At 71.7% G+C, this 19720-nt stretch carries 16 protein-coding genes; 7 read left to right on the top strand and 9 right to left on the bottom strand.

Translation table 11 applies throughout. The features are described 5' to 3' along the window. Positions 1 to 78: 78 nt before the first annotated feature. Together AC3E6M_RS02570 and AC3E6M_RS02575 are read right to left on the bottom strand one after the other, a co-directional pair. On the bottom strand, positions 79 to 1800 hold the full coding sequence (locus AC3E6M_RS02570) for a sigma-54-dependent Fis family transcriptional regulator (RefSeq protein WP_138177195.1): 1722 nt from the start codon (positions 1798 to 1800) through the stop codon (positions 79 to 81). A 133-nt stretch (positions 1801 to 1933) separates the two neighbouring features. Next, positions 1934 to 2641 carry a GntR family transcriptional regulator gene (locus AC3E6M_RS02575; protein ID WP_490528946.1) on the bottom strand — a complete coding sequence of 236 codons (708 nt, stop codon included), beginning with the start codon at positions 2639 to 2641 and terminating at the stop codon, positions 1934 to 1936. Positions 2642 to 2746: 105 nt separating this feature from the next. Here AC3E6M_RS02575 and AC3E6M_RS02580 point away from each other — a divergent pair, with 105 nt between their 5' ends. From AC3E6M_RS02580 to AC3E6M_RS02590, 3 genes are read left to right on the top strand one after another with little or no spacing between them, the layout of a single operon-like run. Further along, positions 2747 to 4240 (top strand): NAD-dependent succinate-semialdehyde dehydrogenase, encoded by a 1494-nt coding sequence (locus tag AC3E6M_RS02580; RefSeq protein ID WP_138177201.1) that lies wholly within the window; start codon positions 2747 to 2749, stop codon positions 4238 to 4240. Next, the gene (locus tag AC3E6M_RS02585) at positions 4237 to 5508 is read left to right on the top strand and encodes an iron-containing alcohol dehydrogenase (RefSeq protein ID WP_138177203.1); all 1272 of its coding nucleotides are present in this window, start codon (positions 4237 to 4239) and stop codon (positions 5506 to 5508) included. The genes AC3E6M_RS02580 and AC3E6M_RS02585 overlap by 4 nt, the downstream gene beginning before the upstream one ends. Further along, positions 5505 to 6446 (top strand): 3-hydroxyacyl-CoA dehydrogenase, encoded by a 942-nt coding sequence (locus AC3E6M_RS02590; protein WP_490528947.1) that lies wholly within the window; start codon positions 5505 to 5507, stop codon positions 6444 to 6446. The genes AC3E6M_RS02585 and AC3E6M_RS02590 overlap by 4 nt, the downstream gene beginning before the upstream one ends. Before the next feature lie 517 nt (positions 6447 to 6963). Here the strand turns inward: AC3E6M_RS02590 and AC3E6M_RS02595 are convergent. The 5 genes from AC3E6M_RS02595 to AC3E6M_RS02615 all read right to left on the bottom strand — a co-directional run bounded on the left by AC3E6M_RS02595 (position 6964) and on the right by AC3E6M_RS02615 (position 12707). Beyond that, positions 6964 to 8439: a peptide MFS transporter gene (locus AC3E6M_RS02595; protein ID WP_490528948.1), complete on the bottom strand. Its 1476-nt coding sequence runs from the start codon at positions 8437 to 8439 to the stop codon at positions 6964 to 6966. A gap of 62 nt (positions 8440 to 8501) precedes the next feature. Further along, positions 8502 to 9743, bottom strand: a complete 1242-nt coding sequence (locus AC3E6M_RS02600; protein WP_490528949.1) for an MFS transporter — start codon at positions 9741 to 9743, stop codon at positions 8502 to 8504. Then, on the bottom strand, positions 9740 to 10264 hold the full coding sequence (locus AC3E6M_RS02605) for an ArsR/SmtB family transcription factor (RefSeq protein ID WP_394529921.1): 525 nt from the start codon (positions 10262 to 10264) through the stop codon (positions 9740 to 9742). Before AC3E6M_RS02605 ends, AC3E6M_RS02600 begins: the two co-directional genes overlap by 4 nt. A 284-nt stretch (positions 10265 to 10548) precedes the next feature. Next, positions 10549 to 11436, bottom strand: coding sequence for a formyltetrahydrofolate deformylase (purU, locus tag AC3E6M_RS02610; RefSeq protein ID WP_138178132.1), 888 nt, complete (start codon positions 11434 to 11436; stop codon positions 10549 to 10551). Positions 11437 to 11510: 74 nt separating this feature from the next. Next, complete coding sequence (locus AC3E6M_RS02615; protein WP_138178130.1) at positions 11511 to 12707, bottom strand: cobalamin-independent methionine synthase II family protein; 1197 nt, start codon at positions 12705 to 12707, stop codon at positions 11511 to 11513. A 115-nt stretch (positions 12708 to 12822) separates the two neighbouring features. Here AC3E6M_RS02615 and AC3E6M_RS02620 point away from each other — a divergent pair, with 115 nt between their 5' ends. Next, positions 12823 to 14187 (top strand): MFS transporter, encoded by a 1365-nt coding sequence (locus AC3E6M_RS02620; RefSeq protein ID WP_490528950.1) that lies wholly within the window; start codon positions 12823 to 12825, stop codon positions 14185 to 14187. A gap of 70 nt (positions 14188 to 14257) precedes the next feature. Continuing rightward, the gene (locus AC3E6M_RS02625; protein ID WP_490528951.1) at positions 14258 to 14950 is read left to right on the top strand and encodes a GNAT family N-acetyltransferase; all 693 of its coding nucleotides are present in this window, start codon (positions 14258 to 14260) and stop codon (positions 14948 to 14950) included. A gap of 3 nt (positions 14951 to 14953) precedes the next feature. Here the strand turns inward: AC3E6M_RS02625 and AC3E6M_RS02630 are convergent, their stop codons facing one another. Both AC3E6M_RS02630 and AC3E6M_RS02635 read right to left on the bottom strand, forming a co-directional pair. After that, positions 14954 to 15163 (bottom strand): multidrug transporter, encoded by a 210-nt coding sequence (locus AC3E6M_RS02630; protein WP_490528952.1) that lies wholly within the window; start codon positions 15161 to 15163, stop codon positions 14954 to 14956. Positions 15164 to 15168: 5 nt separating this feature from the next. Then, a complete protein-coding gene (locus AC3E6M_RS02635; RefSeq protein ID WP_490528953.1) occupies positions 15169 to 15978 on the bottom strand; it encodes an SDR family oxidoreductase in 810 nt (269 codons plus the stop codon). A gap of 740 nt (positions 15979 to 16718) precedes the next feature. Here AC3E6M_RS02635 and menC point away from each other — a divergent pair. Together menC and AC3E6M_RS02645 are read left to right on the top strand one after the other, a co-directional pair. Beyond that, positions 16719 to 17852 (top strand): o-succinylbenzoate synthase, encoded by a 1134-nt coding sequence (gene menC, locus AC3E6M_RS02640; RefSeq protein WP_490528954.1) that lies wholly within the window; start codon positions 16719 to 16721, stop codon positions 17850 to 17852. A gap of 77 nt (positions 17853 to 17929) precedes the next feature. After that, positions 17930 to 19318, top strand: coding sequence for a glycine--tRNA ligase (locus AC3E6M_RS02645; protein ID WP_138178275.1), 1389 nt, complete (start codon positions 17930 to 17932; stop codon positions 19316 to 19318). Positions 19319 to 19720 lie beyond the last annotated feature (402 nt).

Consider the following 19720-nt stretch of genomic DNA (forward strand, 5'->3'; position numbering starts at 1 on the left):
TGCAGGGCCTCGAGCTCGGCGCGCTCGATCATCGACGTCGCCCGGGGACACCGGGCGAACATGGGCAGGGCCCGCCGGTCAGGCCGTCAGCCGGTAGGTCTTCATCTTGCGGTAGACCGTCGCGCGGGAGAGGCCGAGGATCTCGGCGGCACGGGAGCGGTTGCCACCGGCCTCCTGCAGGGCGCGCCGGATGGCCTCGAGCTCGGCGCGCTCGATCATCGTCATCGATCGCGCACCCCGGACCGACATGGGTAGGTCGGACGCGTCGATCGCACCGCGGCGGCCGCTCAGCGCGAGCTGCTCGATGACGTTGCGCAGCTCCACGATGTTGCCGGGCCAGGCGTGCGCTTCAAGGGCGGCGAGCGCGTCGCGGGTGGGCTCCAGGTGCGCGGAGGCTGCGGCATGGTCGGCCAGCACCCGCCAGAGCGGGCCGACGTCACCGGAACGCTCGCGCAGGGCCGGCACCCACGTCGTCGGGTAGCCGACCCGGGTCGCGAACGATCCCGCCTCGGCGCGGTCGGCGGCCGACAGGGTGAGGAGGACGGCACCACGCGAGGGTGCCGAGTCGACGAGCGACACCATGCCCGACAGGGAACCCGCATCGAGCGTCTGGATGCCTTTGACCACCACGGGGGCGCCGGCGCCGAGCCGCTCGGACAACCGCTGCAGCCAGCGGCGCGAGCCCAGCACGTGACGCTCGGCGGCGTCGACGACCGTCGCGGCGCGGGCGACGCCGGGGCGGTGCGGAAGCCCGAGGGCCAGTGATGTCTTGCCCGTCCCCGGTTCGCCCGCGATGAGCAGTGGCGTGCGCGCCTCGCGGTGCCGCGCGACGGTCTGAGCCACGGCGAGCCACTCGCTCGACCGCCCGGCGAGGGCGGGGCGGAGCGGCCCGAATCCGCCGTGCGTGACCGGGCGCTCCCCGACGGTGACGACGGCGACGCTTCCCGCGCCGTCCTGCAATCGAGTGACCTGAACATCGGCGTACCCGGACGACAGCTCGACGTTGACACGACCGCCCCGTGACTCCTCGGCGCACAGGCGCTGGACCAGGGCCATGTCCGCGGTCGACAGCCGCGAGGCGCGCTGGTTCTGCATCAGCAGGCCGTCGGGGCCGAGCGCCACGACCGGTCCCTGCTGGACGCGGGAGGCGGCGAGGAAGGCGGCGAGCATGCTGCGGGCCGCCGGGCGCTCGGCATCCATCACGTGCTGTCCGAGCTGCGCGGCGATCGAATGCGTCAACGGTCGGAGGAGTTCGGGACGTTCGGTGATGTGCGTCGAGAGGGTGACCACGGCCAGCAGTCGGCCCGTCAACGGGTGGCGCACCGGACTCCCCGTGCACACCGCCGAGCGGTAGAACTCGGCGAAGTGCTCGTTGCCGGTGATCTGCACGCTGCGCCCGGTCGCGGCGACCGTGCCGACGCCGTTCGTGCCGACGGTCTCTTCTGAGAGCACGGCTCCGCGCACAGTGCCGAGGCGGTCGAGGTGGTCGGCGGCGGCACGATCGTGCGTCCATCGCTGCAGGATGCGTCCCTCGGAATCGGCGAGCAAGAGGCCCAGACCAGTGCCGTCGAGTTCGTCCGAGACGCGGGCGAGCGGAGCCTGGAACATCTCGAGCAAGTGGCTGTCGAGCAGGTCCACGCCGACCTGGGGCACGTCGCGGATGCGGTCGGGTGAGCCGAGGGCGTCCTTCGAGCGTTGCCACGAGGTCACGAGGTCGGGGCGCAGGGCGGCGGAGGCGGACGAGGCGGTGAGGATCTCGTTCTTCGCCTGCTCGATGAGCCGCGCGGAGGTGGTGGTCATCTTCGACTCCTTCGTCGAGGACGGGCGCGCTCGCCCGTCGATGCGGATCACACGATCCGGATGCGAGGGGCGGGCTGTCGGGTGCGCTGAGAGTACCCCACCGGCGGGTTCGGCGGAATGGGGCGTCCGGTGCTCATACCGCGACCTCGTCGAGGTGCACGAGGTTGCCGTCGGAGGTGACGCGCCGCTCGTACTCGAGCACCGCGAGGCGTCCGGCGAGCTCGATGTGGTGCTCGCTGGTGGCACGGGCGGCGACCGGGTCGCGGTCGACCGCGGCGGCGCGCACGATCGCCGTCAGCTCCTCGAACGACTGCGCGACGCGGTCGTCGTCGAGGAAGGCGTAGCGGCGGAAGAGGCCGATCCGGGTGTGGACGCCCGACAGCTCGTCCGAGAGCACCTCGTTGTCGGCTCCGGTGAGCAGGATCCGGTAGAACTCCGACTTGCTCGCTTCGCGGCTGGCGAGCGTCCCGTGCAGATATTCCGCGGTCATGGCGGCGTGATGGTCGATCAGTCGGGCGCAGTCGGCGGGGCTCGCGCGTCGCGCGAACAGGGCCGCGGCGAGACCCTCCAGGGCCGCCCGTACTTCGTACAGCGACTCGATCTCGCGCTTGGTCAGCACGGCCACGATCGGCCCGCGCCCGGGGAGCACCGAGATCAGGCTCTCGCTCTCGAGCTGACGGAGCGCCTCGCGGATGACGGTACGGGAGACCCCGTACGCGGTGCACAGATCGTTCTCACGAAGGCGCTCGCCGGGCGCGCGGCGACCCTCGAGGATCTCCTCGCGCAAGAGCAGCAGGACCTGCTGACGCAGCGGGGCGGCGTGCCGTTCGATGACGGGCATGGGCGGCGGCCTTTCGGGAGATGTCTCACATCGAGACACTCGCCGGTCTCCGGCGGGTGTCGCTATTACCGTAATACGAGATGACGATTCCCGAAAGGATCAACGATGACCACTCTCGCTCCGCCGTCGCGAACGGCGACGTTGCGCGGCCACTCCGTGCCGTTGGATCTGTTCATCGACGGCGAGTGGCGCGCCGGTGACGGCGACTTCGCGGTCTACGACCCGGCATCCGGAGCGGAGATCGCCCGCGTCGCCGACGGCACTGCCGCCGATGGCAGGGCGGCGCTGGATGCCGCGGCCGCCGCCCAGCCCTCGTGGGGCGCGGTGCCCCCGCGCGAGCGCGCTGACCTGTTCGCCCGCGCGCACCGGCTGCTGCTCGAGCGGGGCGAGGCCATCGCCGAGATCATGACGCTGGAGAGCGGCAAGCCCCTCGCGGAGTCGCGGGCGGAGTTCCAGCTCAGCGCCGACTTCTTCCTCTGGTACACCGAGCAGATCGCCCACCTGCACGGCTCGTTCGCGCACGGCTCCCGCGGGGGGTACCGCATCGTCACGACGCACCAGCCCGTCGGGCCGACGCTGCTGATCACGCCGTGGAACTTCCCCCTGCTCATGATCGCCCGGAAGGCCGGCGCCGCGCTGGCGGCAGGCTGCACGACTGTCGTCAAGACGGCCCGCGAGACGCCGCTGACGTGCGCTCTGTTCGTGTCGGTCCTCACCGACGCAGGCTTCCCGCCGGGCGTCGTCAACCTCGTGCACACGACGTCGTCGTCCGCGATCTCGGCCGAAGTCATGGCCGACCCGCGGCTGCGCAAGGTGAGCTTCACGGGGTCGACCGAGGTCGGGGCGACGCTCCTGCGCCAGGCCGCTCCAGGGATCGTCAACGCCTCGATGGAGCTCGGCGGGGACGGACCTTTCGTGGTGCTCGCCGACGCCGACGTCGAGGCCGCCGCGGCGCAGGCGATCGTCGCGAAGTTCCGCAACGCTGGTCAGGCGTGCGTCGCCGCGAACCGCATCATCGTGCACGAAAAGGTCGCCGACGCGTTCATCGAGCGCTTCGTCGCCCTCGCCAGAGCGCTGCGCGTCGGGAGTGGCTTCGAGGCTGGAACCGACGTCGGCCCGATCATCTCGGCCCGGCAGCGCGACGGCGTGGCCGAACTCGTCGCCGAGTTCGAGCGTATCGACGCGACGTTGCTCGCGGGGGGACGCGCCATCGACGGCGACGGGTACTTCTTCGAACCCACTGTCTTCGAGGTGCACGATCGCGACAGCGACGTCTGCCACCGTGAGCTGTTCGCCCCGATCGCGGCGATCTACCGCGCAGAGAGCACGGCAGATGCCATCCGCTTCGCCAACGACACCCGGTACGGTCTGGCCGCGTACGTGTTCACGCGTGATCTGTCCCGCGCGTTCGCCGTCGCCGAGCGGCTCGACTTCGGCATGGTGGGCATCAACCGCGGAATCATGGCCGATCCCGCCGCCGCTTTCGGCGGCGTGAAGGCCTCCGGCCTGGGTCGCGAAGGCGGCCAGGACGGTATCTACGAATTCCTCGAGCCGAAGTACCTGGCCGTCACCGTCGACGAAGAAGGAGCCCTCTCGTGAGCGACACCACCGTCCTGCCCGCCGCCGCCCGGACCGAGAACGACCTGGCGCTGGGGCTGCTGCGTCAGCCGCGCTCGGTCCTGTTCGGCCCGGGGCAGCGCCGCCAACTGCCGCGGATCGTCTCCGAGATCGGGCACCACGCCCTGCTCGTCACCGACGAGCGGATGTCTTCCAGCGCCGAGTTCGGCGAGATCGCCGACGGGCTCCGCGCCGCGGGCGTCGAGGTCGAAGTGTTCGACCGCACGGAGCCCGAGCTGCCCCGTGAGAACGTCATGGCGGTCGCCGAGCGCTATCGCGAGCTGCCCATCGACGTGATCGTCGGTGTCGGTGGGGGGTCATGCCTCGACCTCGCGAAGGTGTCGGCGGTCGTGCTCGCCAACGGCGGCGACGTGCGCGACTACTACGGCGAGTTCCTCGTGCCCGGACCGGGAGTACCGGTGGTGACCGTCCCCACGACCGGCGGAACGGGCGCCGAGGTCACGTGCATCTCGGTCGTCTTCGATGGCGAGCGGGGCATGAAGGTCGGAGTCGCGAGTCCGCACCTCGAGGCGGCGGTCGCCGTCATCGATCCGCAGCTGACGCTGACGTGTCCGCCCGGGCTCACCGCCGCGACGGGCGCGGACGCGCTGTCGCACCTGGTCGAGGCCTTCACGGGGCGCGCGAAGAACCCGACGTCGGAGGAACTCGCGACCAAGCTCTATGCGGGGAAGAATCTGCTCACCGACGTGTACGCGCGTCAGGGGCTGTCGTTGCTCGGCCGCTCGCTGCCCGCGGTCGCGTCCGATCCTTCTGACCTGGCCGCCCGCACCGACACGATGTTCGCCTCGTACTGCGCGGGGATGGCGATCAACACCGCGGGCACCGCGGGTGCGCACGCCATCCAGTCGCCGATCGGCAACCTGACGCACACGCCGCACGGGTTCGGCGTCGCTGCCCTTCTGCCCTGGGTCATGCGGTACAACCTGCCGAGCCGTGTCGCGGAGTTCGCCGAGATCGCCCAGCTCCTCGGGGCGGAAGATTCCTCCGCGAGCGACGAGGAACGGGCGCGGGAGGGCATCCGAGCAGTCGAACGACTGCTGCGGGCGGTGGGGGCTCCGACCGACCTCGCGACCCTCGGCCTCTCGCCGGAGCACTTCGAGGCCGTTGCCGACCAGGCGATGCTCGCCACGCGACTGACGGCGAACAACCCGCGGGAGCTGACCCGCGCGGCCGTGCTCGAGATCCTGCGCCGCGGCCACGCCGTTGACCACGACTGGTGGGGCGAGTGAGCGCCCGACCCGTCGCGATCGTCGGGTCGGGGGCGATCGGCGTCGCCTTCGCGGTGCTCTTCGCCCGCGCGGGGCGCCCGGCCGCGGTCTTCGACATCGACGAGGCCGCACTCGAGCGGGGTCGCGCCGACGTGCGGGCCCGGTTGCGGCTCCTCGCCGACGCGGGGTTGCTCGACGAGGAACCTCCGGTGGTGGCGGCGCGGATCGGATGGCACACGGATGCCGCGGCGGCCGCGCGCGATGCGGAGCTCGTGCAGGAGTGCGCCCCCGAACGCGCCGACCTCAAGCGCGATGTGCTGTCGCGGTTCGCGGCGGTGACCCCCGCCGATGCGATCCTCGCGAGCTCGACGTCGGCGATCGCCCCGTCCATCCTGGCGGACGGACTCGCCCCGGAGATCGCTGCGCGCGTGGTCGTGGGGCATCCGGGGAACCCGCCGTATCTGCTGCCGGTGATCGAGGTCGTCCCCTCGCCCGTGACGGCATCCGGAGTCGTCGATCGCGCCGCCGACGTGTACCGGTCGGCCGGGTTGCGCCCGGTGCTGCTGCGGCGCGAGATCGAGGGCTTCGTCTTCAACCGACTGCAGGGCGCGCTCCTGCGCGAGGCCTACTGCTTGGTGCGCGACGGGATCGTCGACGCCGCGGACGTCGATGAGGTCGTCCGCAGCGGCCTGGGCCGCCGGTGGAGCATCATCGGCCCCTTCGAGACGAGCGACCTCAACGTGCGCGGCGGCATCGCGGCGCACGCCGAACGCATGGGCGCGTCGTACGCACGCATGGGCGCCGAGCGCGGGCAGCGCGACCCGTGGACGCCCGACCTGGTCGCCCGGGTCGAGGCCGAACGCCGCGCGGCGCTGCCCCTCGAGGACTGGGACGAGCGCGTGCGGTGGCGCGACGCTCGCCTGATGGCGCTGACACCGCTGTGGGACGCGGCATCCTGAGCCTCGCGCAAGCCGGTGTGCGTCCCGCCCCCCGGTTGACCGGCCTCGGTTTCGCCGGCCCGCGTTTCGCCGAGACTGCACCTGACTGACAACTCCACTGCAGCGTGCAGTGGATTTGTCAGCTGGATGCAGTCTCGCGGTGCGCCGGGCGGTTCAGCGCGACGGGTGGGCGTGCAGCGCGGCGGCGGGGCGGCCGGGGCGCCTCAGCGCGACAGGTGGGCGTGCAGCGCGGTGGGGCGGGGGCGCGGCGGGGCGGGGCGGGGCCGCGGGCGCCCGCGTTTCGCCGAGACTGCAGCTGACTGATGTCTCCACTGCAGTGTGCAGTGGGTTTGTCAGCCGGATGCAGTCTCGCGGGTCAGCTAGCGAGCGGCGCCGCCCCACCGACCCGCCGCCCCGACCCGCCGCCCCGGCCTGCCGACGCCGACCCCGCCCCGGTGCCCCGCCACCCGCCCGCCGACCCTCGCCGACCCGCCCCGCCGCCCGCCCCGCCCGCCCCCACCCGCGCGGCGACGCGGACTCAGCGCACGCCCCTCATCAGGGCGAGCACGGGCTTGGCCGCCAGGACGAGGGCGATGCCGAGCACCACGGCGATCGCGCCGAGGATCGTGAAGTACGGCACCTCGTTGCGTGGGTCGTAGAAGCCGGCGAGCCATCCGGCGATCGAGGTGCCGAGCGCCACCGACAGGAAGTACAGGGCGACCATCTGCGTGTGGAATCGCGCGGGCGCGAGCTTGGTCGACACCGACAGGCCGGGCGGCGAGATGAACAGCTCGGCGATCGTGAAGACGAGCAGGATGCCGACGATCGCGATGAGCGGCGTCGCGTTCGCGGGCCCGTTGGCGAACGGCAGGAACAGCAGGAACGCGGCCCCCATCACGATCGCGCCGACACCGAACTTCACTGGCGCGCTGGGCTGGCGGGAGCCGAGTCGCGTCCAGATCGCGGCGAACACCCCCGAGAGGATGATGACGAAGATCGGGTTGATCGAGTTGACCCACGAGATAGGCATCTCCCAACCGAAGATGTCGCGGTTGAGACGTTCGTCCGAGTAGATCGTCAGCACTGTGAACTGCTGCTGGTAGAGCGACCAGAAGCCGACGTTGACCACGAACAGCGGGATGAATCCGATCACGCGGGAGCGTTCGGTGGTGGTGATGGCCGGCGACGAGACGATGACCGCGAAGTACGCGATCGAGGCGGCGCCGACCACGAGGATGACGATGCCGGCGAGGTTGTCGGCGCGGATGACGCCCAGCAGTACGAGCACGGCGACCACGACGATCACGGCGGCCGCGGCGCCGATCACGAGCCCGCGGCGCGAGGCGGGCAGCGGGTTGGGCACCGCACGTGACGCGGCCGGCAGCGCCCGCCGACCGAACGAGTACTGCACCAGGCCCGCCGCCATGCCGACGGCGGCGGCGCCGAAGCCCCAGTGGAACCCGACCGAGGACTGCAGCGCGCCGGTCACGATCGGGCCGATGAACGCGCCGAGATTGATGCCGAGGTAGAACAGCGAGAACCCGGCGTCGCGGCGCGCGTCATCCGGTGCGTAGAGGGTCCCGACGACCGAGGTGGCGTTGGCCTTGAGGCCGCCCGATCCGATCGCGACGAGGACGAGGCCCACACCGAGGCCCCACATGCCCGGCAGGATCGCAAGCGCGATGTGCCCGGCCATGATCACGATCGCGCTGAAGAACAGCACGCGTTCGGAGCCGAGCAGGCGGTCGGCCACCCATGCCCCGAGGATCGTGGCGAGGTACACCGACCCGCCGTAGGCGCCGACGATCCCGGTCGCGACGGTCTGGTCGAGGCCGAGGCCGCCCTCGGCGACCGAGTGGTACATGTAGATGAGCAGGATCGCCTGCATGCCGTAGAAGCTGAAGCGCTCCCACATCTCCACGCCGAAGATGTGGGCGAGGGCCCACGGCTGCCCGAAGAAGCGGCGGTCGGTGCTGCTGTCGTCCACCGCGGTGTGGTCGCTCTGCTGAGACATGCGCTCCACGCTAGACCTGCGAGGGATTTGGACGGGGGCGTTGCCGTGCGGGGCGTCGGGCGTTACACCGCCCGGATGCCCCACACGCTTCGCGACGCGGCGGCGCACGCGGTGGCCACCAGGATGACTGCCGCGCAGCCCAGCAGCACGGGGGTCGTGCCGGCGGCGTGAGCGAGGGGGCCGACCGCGATCTCACCGAGCGGCACCGCGATGAAGGACCCCACCATGTCGTAGGAGTAGACGCGCGACAGTGCCTCGCGGGGCACGTGGGACTGCAGCGATTGGTCCCACGCGATCGCGAACACCTCCATCGCCAGCCCGCCGAGGGCGAACGCCCCCACGAGCACCGCGAGCGCGGGGGCCGCGGCCAGGGCGGCGACGGGCAGCGCGGCGACCGCCATGCCCGCCACGCCGATGCCGAGAGCGCGTCGGGGTCGCCAGCGCAAGGCGATCACGGCCCCGAGGGCGAACCCGGCGGTCTGCGCCGCGACGACGAGGCCCCACGCGCCGCGCCCGAGCGACTCGTCGGCCACGAGCGGACCGAGCACCACCGTCGCGCCCGTGAACGCCGCGTTGAGGACGGCGAACTGCAGCACGACGATCCAGATCCACCGTCGACGCGAGAACTCGCGCCAGCCTTCGCGCAGGTCGGACAGCACGGAGGTCCGCTCCGCCGCCGCCGGGACCGCGGGCAGCCGCAGGCGCGCGTACAGCAGGGCGGCGACGGCGAAGGCCGCGGCGTCGATCGCGAGCCCCCACCCCGGTCCGATGAGGGCGATGACGCCCGCTCCCGCGGATGCGCCCACGATGCTGCCGGCGTTCAGGCCGAGCCGCAGCAGCGCGTTCGCGGGGCGCAGCTGCGCCGCGGGTACCGTGTCGGGCACGAGAGCCGCCGCCGCCGGGAGGCTCACCGCGGCCACCGCACCGTTGACCACCCCGAGCACGACGAGGGCGGGGATGCCGGCGGTTCCGGTGAGGACGAGTGCGGCGATCGTGCCTTGGGTGGCGGCCGCGGCCAGCGACGTCCCGACGAGCAGGACGTTGCGGGGGAGACGGTCGGCGATGACGCCGCCGAAAAGCAGCACCGCGACGTTGGCGATCGAGCGTGCGGCGACGACCAGCCCCAGGTCGGCGGCGGACCCGGGCAGGTCCAGCACCGCGAACGCGAGGGCGATCGGGGCCACGGCGTTGCCCACGATCGCGGTCGTGCGCGCCGCGAGGAGCCAGCGGAAGGGGGTGGATGCCAGGGGCCCGGGCCCGTGTGGTCGCGTGGCACGCGCGTCGGCCGGGGGAGAGCCGCTCATCGATTCCGCCGAAGCGGGAACAGCGCGGCGGTCATCGAGACCGGGCGGGTGCCCGGCGTGCGCGGCGGCCGCGCGGCCGCATGCAGCAGCGCCGAGGCCTCACCGACGTGACGGACGACCCGGCGCCACACCTCGGGGTCCACCCACAGCTCGGCGTCGGTCGTCACCGCGGGACCCTCGGTGCGCTCGAGCGCGCGACGGCGCAGTTCTTCGACGAGCGCGGCGACGTAGGCCTCCTCCTCCGCGGGGGCGGCGGGCGGGACGGGGGCGGTGGCGTCGAACGGCCGCGCCGACGACTCGTGACGGTAGCGCTTGGCATCCCCGCCGCGCAGGCGGACCACCTCGACCACGCGGATGAGCCCGGCGCGCTCCAGCACGCGCAGGTGATAGCTCGCCGCGGCTTGCGAGACGCCGAGCTCGCGGCCCGCTTCGGCCGCGCTCAGCGCGGCGCCGGTCAGCAGCGACAGCAAGCGCAAGCGCAGCGGGTGCGCGGTCGCCCTCAGGTCGTCCAGTCGTGACATCCCGCCATCGTGCCCGCGTGGGCGCCGACCGTCAAATGACTCTTTGGGGGTCGCGGCATCCGCTGCCCTGCTGCGGTCGATGCCTCATCGCCGCCGCGAGCGCCACCCGCCGTTTCGCCGAGACTGCATCCGACTGACATCTCCACTGCAGGCTGCAGTGGGTTTGTCAGGCAGGTGCAGTCTCGGTGGTCCGGGGGCGCACGGCCGCGACCGAATGCCGCGCTTCCGCGACCGGGGGCACGCTACCGCGACCGGATGCCGCGCTACCGCGACCGGATCGCGCGCTACGACGTGAAGACGATCGTGTGGTTGCCGTGGCGGATGATGCGGTCCTCGGCGTGCCAGAGCACCGCGCGCGAGAGTACCTGGCGCTCGACGTCGGCGCCGCGGCGCGCGAGCTCGGCGGCCGAATCGGCGTGCGTGACGCGGATCGTGTCCTGCTCGATGATCGGACCCTCGTCGAGGTCGCTCGTGACGTAGTGCGAGGTCGCGCCGATGAGCTTCACGCCGCGCTCCTTCGCCTTCTTGTACGGCTCGGCGCCGATGAAGGCCGGCAGGAACGAGTGGTGGATGTTGATCACCGGCACCCCGATCTTGTCGAGGAAGTCGGGGGAGAGGATCTGCATGTACCGCGCCAGCACGATGAAGTCCACGTTGCCGACCAGCAGCTCGAGGATGCGGGCCTCGGATGCCGACTTGTCGGGGCCGGGCGTGGACGGGACGTGGAAGAACGGGACGCCGAAGGAGCGGACGTCCTCGGCCGAAGTGGTGTGGTTGGACACGACCATCGGGATGCTCACCGGCAGGTCGCCGCGGCGATGACGCCACAGCAGGTCGAGCAGGCAGTGGTCCTGCTTGGAGGCCAGGATCGCCATGCGCTTGGGAGTAGCCAGGTCGGTCAGCTTCCACTCGAGTTCGAAGCCGTCGCGGAGAGTGCGATGCAGATCGGCCTGAATCTCGGGGAGGGATGCCGCGAGGTCGGGGCGGTGGAACACGACGCGCTGGAAGTAGGCCCCGCCGCGCGTGCCGTCGGAGTACTGGTCGAACGCGACGATGTTGCCGCCCTGACGGGCGATGAGAGCCGAGACCGCGGCGATGATGCCGGGGGTGTCGCTGCCGTGGACGATGAGGCAGGCGTGATCGGGCTGCAGGTGGGGACTCGCGGAGACCATCGCACCATTCTGCCGTGCCCCGGTGACGTCGACGAACACCGCCGCCCGGCGGGCCGCAGGCCGGGCACCCCGCGTCAGACGCGGGCGCGGCGTGCTCCCTCGCCGAGCGCCTCGAGCTTGGCCCAGGCGATCTGCGGGTGCACGCGTCCGCCGAGGCCGCAGTCGGTCGAGGCGATCACGCGGTCGGCGCCGACGATCCCGGCGAACCGCTCGATGCGCTGGGCTACGAGGTCGGGGTGCTCGACGACGTTCGTCGCGTGGCTGACCACGCCCGGCACCAGGATCAGGTCGTCGGGGACGGCGGCATCCGCCCACACGCCCCACTCGTGCTCGTGCCGGACGTTGGCGGCCTCGAACGAGATCTGGCCCACGTTCGCCTCGAGAACCACAGGGAGGATGTCGCGCAGCTCGATGTCGGTGACGTGGGGGCCATGCCACGAGCCCCAGCACAGGTGGAGGCGCACGCGCTCTCGGGGGATCCCCGCGAGAGCATGGTTGAGCGCCTCGACCCGCGTGCGGGTGAACGCGACGTAGTCGGCGACCGAGGGGGCCGGGTTGATCTGGTCCCAGCTCTCGGCCAGAGACGGATCGTCGAGCTGCAGGATGAGCCCGGAGTCGACGATCGCGCGGTACTCCTCGCGGAGCGCGTCGGCCCACGCGAACAGGTGCTCGTCGTCGGAGGCGTAGTACTCGTTCCGCACCCGGGCGGCACTGCCGGGGGCGATCGAGGTGAGGAAGCCGGTCTCGCCCGCGTCGAGCGCGGCGGTGAGATGCCGCACGTCGGCGGCGACGGCCTCCGCCCCGCGGTAGGCGATCGGCCCGGTCGTGGTCGGGAACGCCGTCGCGACCTTGCCGGTGGCGATGCCGCTGTCGGGGTCGAGGTACGCCTCGGAGAACAGCCCGCGGTCGCGGCGATCGAGGAACGAGGTCAATCGCACGCGGCCCGGCTCGGACCGCACCGGTGGCTCATTGAACGCGTTCACGTCGGTGAGCGACAGTCCGCTCACGCGCTGGAACGAGTACGACCACCAGGCGCCGTAGTCGACGGCATTCGACATCGCCTTGCCGAACTCGCCGTCGCCGGGCAGCGTGATGCCGGCCTCGCGCTGGCGGCGGACGACGTCGGCGACCGCGTCATCGACGAGCGCGTCGAAGGCGGCGTCGCCGGGGACGAACGTGAAGCCGTCGTCGGCGAAGGGACGTGAGGCGTTGGCTGCCATGAGGGCGTCGGTGCGGGGAAGGCTGCCGGCGGTGGTGGTCTGGATCTGCATGCGAATCCTCCGGTGTGTCGGTGCGAACCTACTCGCTTGCTCCGACACGCGCGATTCTCCGTGCTCCCCGCGGCATCCGGGTCCCGTGTCGGAGCCCGCCGGTAGCCTGGACGGGATGCCATCCCTCGTGGCATCCGTTCCCCTCGATCCCCCAGGAACCTCCGTGATCAGCACCCTCGAACGCCCCGGGTGGCGCACCTGGACGCTGTGGGCGGTCGGGGTGCTCGCCTACGTCGTGTCGATCGTGAACCGCACATCGCTGTCGGCCGTCGGCGTCGAGGCCGCCGTGCGCTTCCACGCCGATGCCTCGGCGCTGTCGATGTTCGCCGTCATCCAGCTCGCCGTCTACGGAGCGATGCAGATCCCGGTGGGGCTGCTCCTCGACCGCTACGGCGCGCGCCCGATGATCGCCCTCGGCATGGTGCTGATGGCCGCAGGCCAGTTGGTCATGGCGTTCGCGGATGCGGTGGGGATCGGCATCCTGGCCCGAGTGCTCATCGGTGCGGGCGACGCCATGATCTTCCCGAGCGTGCTGCGCGTGATCGCGACGTGGTTCCCCGCGCAGCGGGCGCCCGTGCTCGTGCAGCTGACCGGGATCATCGGCCAGCTCGGCCAGATCGTCGCCGTCGTGCCGCTCGCCGCCCTCCTGCACGCCACGAGCTGGAGCGTCGCGTTCGGCAGCGTCGCGGGTCTCGCCGTGCTCTTCGCGGTTCTGACCTACGCGATCATCCGCAACCGCCCTCCCGAGCGGCGTGACGATCCCGTCGACACGTCGGTCGACACGCAGACCGGTGCGATCCGGGTCGTGAAGTCCTCCGCCGACCTGCGGCAGGGGTTCCGCGAGTCGTGGTCGCATCCCGGCACGCGTCTCGGCTTCTGGTCGCACTTCACCACCCCGTTCGCGGGCACCGCGTTCATGCTGCTGTGGGGCTTCCCGTTCCTCACCGCGGGCGAGGGGCTGGATGCGGCCACGGCCTCGGGGCTGATGACCCTGTTCGTGCTCTTCGGCATCGTCAGCGGTCCGGTGATCGGGGCGCTGTCGAGTCGGCATCCGGGTCGCCGCTCGCGGTGGCTGGTGCTCCCGACGGTGGTGTTCCAGGCGGTGGCGTGGATCGTCGTCGCGGCGTGGCCCGGCCCGGCGCCGGTCTGGCTGCTGATCGTGCTGATGTTCGCGCTCTCGACCGGCGGCCCCGCGTCGATGATCGCGTTCGACCACGCCCGGACGTTCACCCCCAGCCACCGCCTCAGCACGGCCACGGGCATCGTGAACGGCGGCGGGTTCCTCGCGGCCCTGCTGGCGATCCTGTTCATCGGTATCGCGATGGACGTGCAGGGCGCGGGCAGCCCCGACACGTACTCCCTGGATGCCTTCCGCCTGGCGTTCCTCACGCAGCTGCCGCTGTGGCTGGTCGGGGGAATCGCGATCGTCGTGGAGCGCGGCCGCACCATCCGCCACGTGGCGGGAACGCACCCGCGCTGAGCGGAACCGTCTCGTCGTCGGCCGGGCGCTTCCCGCGGTGCGCGGATGCCGCGGGTGCCAGACTCGGAGCATGATCACGACCGGCATCGACATCCGCCCGCTCGACACCCTCGAGGCGATCCTCGCCGGGGCGCAGCTGTTCGACGACGTGTGGATCGGTGACCGGGCGACGATGCCGGCGAACATCCTGCGGGCGCTCGAGCACTCGGGTAACTACGTCGTCGGCATCTACGACGGCGACCGGATGATCGGGGCCTCCGCGGCGTTCTTCGGGCCGCCCGCGGAGCGCACGATGCACTCGCACATCACCGGCATCCTTCCGGGGCACCAGGGTCGCGGGATCGGCCGTCGACTCAAGGCTCACCAGCGCGAGTGGGCGCTGGAGCGGGGGATCGGCCACATCACGTGGACGTTCGACCCGCTCATCCGCCGCAACGCGCACTTCAATCTCGCCGTCCTCGGAGCCAGCGCCACCGAGTACCTCGTGAACCAGTACGGCGAGATGCCCGACGAGGTCAACCGCGGCGACGAGTCCGACCGGCTGATGATCGATTGGGCGCTCGCCGAGCCTCCGGCCCCGACGCCGGCGGATGATGCGGTGCGTGCGATCGTCGCGCTCCCCGACGACATCGAGGCGCTCCGACGCACCGACCCGGCGGCGGCCGCCGAGTGGCGGCTGCGGGTGCGGGAGCAGCTGCGGGGGGCGCTGGCATCCGGACTCCGCATCGGTGGCGTCGACCGGCGCGGCTACCTGTTGGTCTGAGGCTCAGTCGCCCGAGACGGGGGTGTCCTCTTCCGCCGCGGGGTCTCCCTGCCCCGGGCCGGGGCGGACGGCGGCGTCATCGCGCACGTCGATGCGGGTCACGCCGTCGTGCTTCGTGACGTCGAAGCGGGGAGCGGCATCCGCCTCCGTCGACTTCGGGGCGCTCGTCAACTGGTCGTGACGGTTCTCTTCGAAGCTCTTCTCGTCGCTCATCGCGCTCATTCCTCTCCCGCCGAACGCCACGCGTCCGACTCCATGTGAGACCCGGCCTGCGGTCCCATCTGCAACATCCCGCCGTCGACGACCCAGCTCGCACCGGTGACGTACGAGCCCGACGTCGAGGCAAGGAAACGGATGACGTCGGCGACCTCGTCCGGCTTGCCGGGGCGACCGAGCGGGATGCCGGGGCGGTGGATGCGGTCGGCATCCTCGGCATCCATGTCGTTGATGGGCGTGGCGATCTCGCCCGGGGCGACCGCGTTCGCGGTGATGCCGTACTGACCGAGTTCGAGCGCCATCGTCTTGATGAGCCCGCCGAGGCCGTGCTTCGCCGCGACGTACGGCGCGGAGCCGACGCGCGGCTGGTGCTCGTGCACGCTCGAGACGGCGATGAGGCGTCCGCCGTTTCCGGCCGCCACCATGCGGCGGGCCGCGGTGTGCAGGGCGAGGAATGCGCCGTCGAGGTTCAGCGCGATGTCGGTGCGCCACGTCTTCATGTCGAGGTCGAGGAAGCTGCCCCCGATCCCGCCGCCGGCGTTGTTGACGAAGACGTCGAGGCCGCCGAGCTCGTCGGCCAGGGCGTTCACGGCGTCGGGGACCGCGTCGAAGTCGGTCGCGTCGAACTGCGCCACGACCGCGCGGGCCCCGCGGGCGCGGACGGCGGCGGCAACCTCTTCGGCGCCGTCCTTGTCGCTGTTGTAGGTGATGGCGACGTCGATCCCGGCTTCGGCGAGGGCGAGGGCGGTGGCCGCGCCGATGCCCGAGTCCGAGCCGGTGACGATTGCGTGGCGGGGAGTGAAGTCGCTCATGCGGGCGACGCTACGCGGCGAGGGGTCGCCGGGCGCGGCCCTTGCCCCGGGGTGCGCGAGGCGTTACGGCTGCACAACTCCTGCGGGATGGGCGGGGCGGTGGCATCCGGGGTCGTGGGGGAGCGGGTGTGCCGGAGTTGTGCGTCTGGCAGTGGGCGGGATGGGGGTGGATGCCGGGGCGGTGGCGTCGCGGCGGGGGTCGCCGCGTGCACAACTCCTGCGGGATGGGTGGGGCGGTGGCATCCGGGGCCGTGGGGGAGCGAGTTTGCCGGAGTTTTGCGTCTGGGAGTGGGCGGGATGCGGGTGGGCGGGATGGGGGTGGATGCCGGGGCGGCGGCGTCGCGGTGGGGGTCGGCGCGTGCACAACTCCTGCGGAATCGGTGGGGCGGTGGCATCCGGGGTCGTGGGGGAGCGGGTGTGCCGGAGTTGTGCGTCCGGGGGTGGGTGGGATGCGGGGTGGATGCCGGGGCGGTGGCGTCGCGGTGGGGGTCGCGGCGGGGGTCGCCGCGTGCACAACTCCTGCGGAATCGGCGGGGCGGTGGCATCCGGGGCCGTGGGGGAGCAGGTTTGCCGGAGTTGTGCGCGCCCCGGGCCGGCGGGGACGCCGCGACCCCCGCATCACGTCGCGAGTGGCGCGCCCCCGCATCACGTCGCGAGTGGCGCGCCGCGGCCCCGACCGGTGTCGCGAGCGGCAGGAAATCGCGCGACCAAAGGGACGGGACGCCGGATACCCTGCCCTCATGCCGCCCCGCACCCCCGCCATCCCCGTGACCCTGGATGCCATCGAGCTGCGGGTCCTGCAGATTCCCCTGGTCTCGCCGTTCACGACGTCGTTCGGCACCGAGACGGTGCGCGAGGTGATCGTCGTCCGTGCCGAGACCGCCGACGGCGTCGGGTGGGGCGAGGTCGTGACGCAGGCCGAGCCGTTCTACTCCAGCGAGTACACGCAGGGCGCGTGGGACGTGCTCACCCGCTTCCTCGCGCCCGCCCTGCTCGAGCGCCGCACGGTCGCACCCGAGGAGGTCGCCGGCATCCTCGCCCCCGTCGTTGGGCACCGCATGGCCAAGGCCGGGCTCGAGCTCGCCGTGATCGACGCCGCGCTGCGCGCAGAGGGCCGCAGCTTCTCCGCGTACCTCGGCGCAGAGAAGGACCGCGTGCCCTCGGGCGTCTCGGTCGGGATCCAGCGCGACCCTGCCGCCCTGGTCGACACTGTCGGCGGCTACCTCGACGAGGGCTACGTGCGCATCAAGATCAAGATCAAGCCCGGGCGCGACATCGACGACACCGCCGCGGTCCGCGCGGCCTTCGGTGGCATCCCCCTGCAAGTGGATGCCAACTCGGCCTACACCCTCGCGGATGCCGACACGCTGCAACGGCTCGACGCGTTCGACCTGCTCCTCATCGAGCAGCCGCTGCAGGAGGACGACCTCGTCGACCACGCGACGCTCGCGAAGCGCCTGCAGACCCCCGTGTGCCTGGACGAGTCGATCGTGTCGGACAAGGCCGCCGCCGACGCGCTGCAGCTCGGTGCCGCGGCGATCATCAACATCAAGGCCGGCCGTGTCGGCGGGTACCTCGAAGCCCTCGCGATCCACGACCGGTGCCGCGCGGCCGGGATCCCCGTGTGGTGCGGCGGCATGCTCGAGACCGGCATCGGGCGGGCGGCCAATGCCGCGCTCGCGGCGCTCCCGGGGTTCACGCTGCCCGGCGACATCTCGGCATCCGCCCGCTTCTACGACCGCGACATCGTGACGGCGCCCGCCGTCCTCGAGGACGGACACGTGCGCGTCCCGTCCGGGCCCGGGCTCGGCGTCGAGATCGACGATGCGGCGCTGGAGGCCTTCACGGTGCAGCGGGAACGCCTCACACGATGAGGGGCGGCTTCGCTCGATAAACTGGATGCCGCGCACTCGCGCTCGCACCCACAACTTTCCCGACCATTGGAGCCACCGTGGCCGAACAATCCCGCCTCGACAAGGTCATCTCGCTCGCGCGTCATCGCGGGTTCGTGTTCCAGGCCGGTGAGATCTACGGCGGTTCGCGTTCGGCGTGGGACTACGGCCCCCTCGGCACCGAGCTCAAGGAGAACATCCGGCGCCAGTGGTGGCAAACGTTCGTGCGCGGCCGCGGCGACATGGTGGGCCTCGACTCGAGCATCATCCTGCCCAAGCGCGTATGGGAGGCCTCGGGCCACGTCGCGACGTTCACCGACCCGCTCGTGGAGTGCCTGCACTGCCATAAGCGCTTCCGCTCCGACAACCTCATCGAGGACTTTGAGGCCCGCAAGGGGCGCACGGCCGAGAACGGCCTCGCCGACATCCCGTGCCCCAACTGCGGCACCAAGGGCCAGTACACCGAGCCCAAGGCCTTCTCCGGCCTGGTGAAGACGTACCTCGGCGTCGTCGACGACGAGTCGGGCCTGTACTTCCTGCGCCCCGAGACCGCGCAGGGCATCTTCGTGAACTTCTCCAATGTGCTCACGGCATCCCGTCGCAAGCCCCCGTTCGGCGTCGGTCAGGTCGGCAAGGCGTTCCGCAACGAGATCACCCCCGGCAACTTCATCTTCCGCACGCGCGAGTTCGAGCAGATGGAGATCGAGTACTTCACGCCCCCTGCCGAGGCGCAGGAGTGGTTCGAGCACTGGGTCGAGGCGTGCTGGAACTGGTTCGTCGACCTGGGCATCGACCCCGACAACATGAAGCGGTTCGACGTCCCGGAAGACGACCGCGCGCACTACTCCGCCGGCACGATCGACGTCGAGTATCGCTTCGGCTTCCCGGGCAAGGAGTGGGGCGAGCTCATGGGCGTCGCCAACCGCACCGATTACGACCTGAAGAGCCACTCGGATGCCTCGGGCTCGAGCCTCACCTACTTCGACCAGGCCTCGGGTGAGAAGTACACCCCGTACGTCATCGAGCCGTCGTTCGGTCTGACGCGCGCGATGATGGCGTTCCTCGTCGACGCGTACGTCGAAGAAGAAGTGCCCAACGCCAAGGGCGGTACCGACACCCGCACGGTGCTCAAGCTCGACCCGCGCCTCGCGCCCGTGAAGGCCGCCGTGCTGCCGCTCTCGCGCAACGAGCGCCTGTCGCCGCTCGCCCGAGAGGTCGCGGACACCCTGCGCTCTGCCGGCTGGAACGTCGACTTCGACGACGCCGGCGCGATCGGCCGCCGCTACCGCCGCCAGGACGAGATCGGCACGCCGTACTGCGTCACCATCGACTTCGACTCGCTCGACGACAACGCCGTGACCGTCCGCGACCGCGACACGATGGGCCAGGAGCGCATCCCGCTCGACGCACTGCACGGGTACCTCGCCGAGCGGCTTCGCGGCGCCTGACGTCCGCCGCGCGTCGGGCGACGCGGTGCGGCCTGGCGTCCGCCGCGCGTCGCGTGACGGGTGCGGCCTGGCGTCCGCCGCGCGTCGCGTGACGGGTGCGGCCTGGCGTCCGCCGCGCGTCGCGCCGCGGGGTGGCGCTGTAGCGCTGGGCGATCCCGCGAGACGCGACGCGGTGGCGCTGTAGCGCTGGGCGATCTCGCGAGACTGCATCTGTCTGACATCTCCACTGCAGTCTGCAGCGGTTTTGTCAGCAGGATGCAGTCTCGCGGATTCCGGAGGCGACGGGCCGGTAGTCGCGGCATCCGGGCGTGGAGCGCCGCACCGGCCGTGACGGCACCGGCCGCGAGACTGCATCTGTCTGACATCTCCACTGCAGTCTGCGGCGGTTTCGTCAGCAGGATG

The sequence above is a fragment of the Microbacterium sp. SCPM-O-B-15248 (M128) genome, assembly GCF_058214835.1.